At 43.7% G+C, this 1,038-nt stretch carries 3 protein-coding genes; all 3 read right to left on the bottom strand.

The annotated features are described in order from the left end of the window. The coding region (locus tag B5D42_RS17795; RefSeq protein ID WP_139367236.1) for a hypothetical protein at positions 1 to 356 on the bottom strand (356 nt) is incomplete at its 3' end. A gap of 1 nt (position 357) precedes the next feature. Beyond that, the gene (locus B5D42_RS17800; RefSeq protein ID WP_078832899.1) at positions 358 to 822 is read right to left on the bottom strand and encodes a hypothetical protein; all 465 of its coding nucleotides are present in this window, start codon (positions 820 to 822) and stop codon (positions 358 to 360) included. A gap of 9 nt (positions 823 to 831) precedes the next feature. Further along, on the bottom strand, positions 832 to 1,038 hold a 207-nt coding region (locus B5D42_RS17805), incomplete at its 5' end, for a glycoside hydrolase family protein (protein ID WP_139367237.1).

Raw genomic sequence — 1,038 nt, forward strand, 5'->3', positions numbered from 1 at the left:
TCTTGCTTTTCTACAGCATCGGCTTCAGCAGACATGCCGCCTGCGCGGATCTTTGCAGCAATTTCCTTGTACGTTACTTTACGCCTGAAAGTGCCGTAAGAATCATACCCGTCCTGATTAACAAGCGTATCAAACCCCTTGTTGCTAACATAACCGTAGAGATTAGAAGCTGTACGGGCTTTATCTTCATCCGCCGGATAATCAGTAACCCACGCTCTCGCCTGTGCTGGTGGCCATCCTTTCCAATCGGACAATGTATCACGCTTAAATAAGCCACCAATAAGGCCCGTAGCGGCCGCAAGTGGGTTAGCTGTTACGTTGCTTACCGTTTTCGTTAAATCTTCAAAGAATGCCATATTATACGAGATTATCTTGAACGTATTTGTTTAAGGACGACCAGTGACTTTTGGAAAACCAGCCCATGGGATTACCCCAGCTGTCCAATTCTTTGAGGACATCATTTTTAAGGGATGATCCGTACGCATTCTGATAATAAGTTGATGCATATTGCACCTCTTCAGCGTTGCGCAAAGAATTAAGCACGTTGACCACTTCACTCTCCGATGTTGACCATGCATCAAACATATCTTTGAGCGATTTTACTGCACCCACCACAAAACTTGTACGGATGGCTGTACTTGATTGCTGATTGAGATCTGCATTAACCTTTTCTTGATCCTTTTTTGCAGACAGAAAAGCAAACCCACTGGAAAACTTATTTAACAAGGACTTGCCGAAAGCGATAACCGCGATCACAACAATTCCAATAATACCCCAACGCATATACTGCGTTGCCTGATTGTTTTTTCTTTTATATGCCATAATTGTTTTTTAAACGAGGAACAAAGCACGTTCATCCTGACGGCGATTTGTAAGGCCTGTAATGACCACCTTTGTACCGTTAACGGTTACTTTGTTCCATTTGAGAAATTCATCGGCTACAGCCTTTGCTGATTCACCGGCCTGTATACGTTTCCATAACGTAGATTCGAGCAGAGCACCAGTACCAACGTTATAAGCAAACGATACAAGCGCAGC

The sequence above is a fragment of the Sediminibacterium ginsengisoli genome (assembly GCF_900167075.1).
GTDB classification, from domain to species: domain Bacteria; phylum Bacteroidota; class Bacteroidia; order Chitinophagales; family Chitinophagaceae; genus Sediminibacterium; species Sediminibacterium ginsengisoli.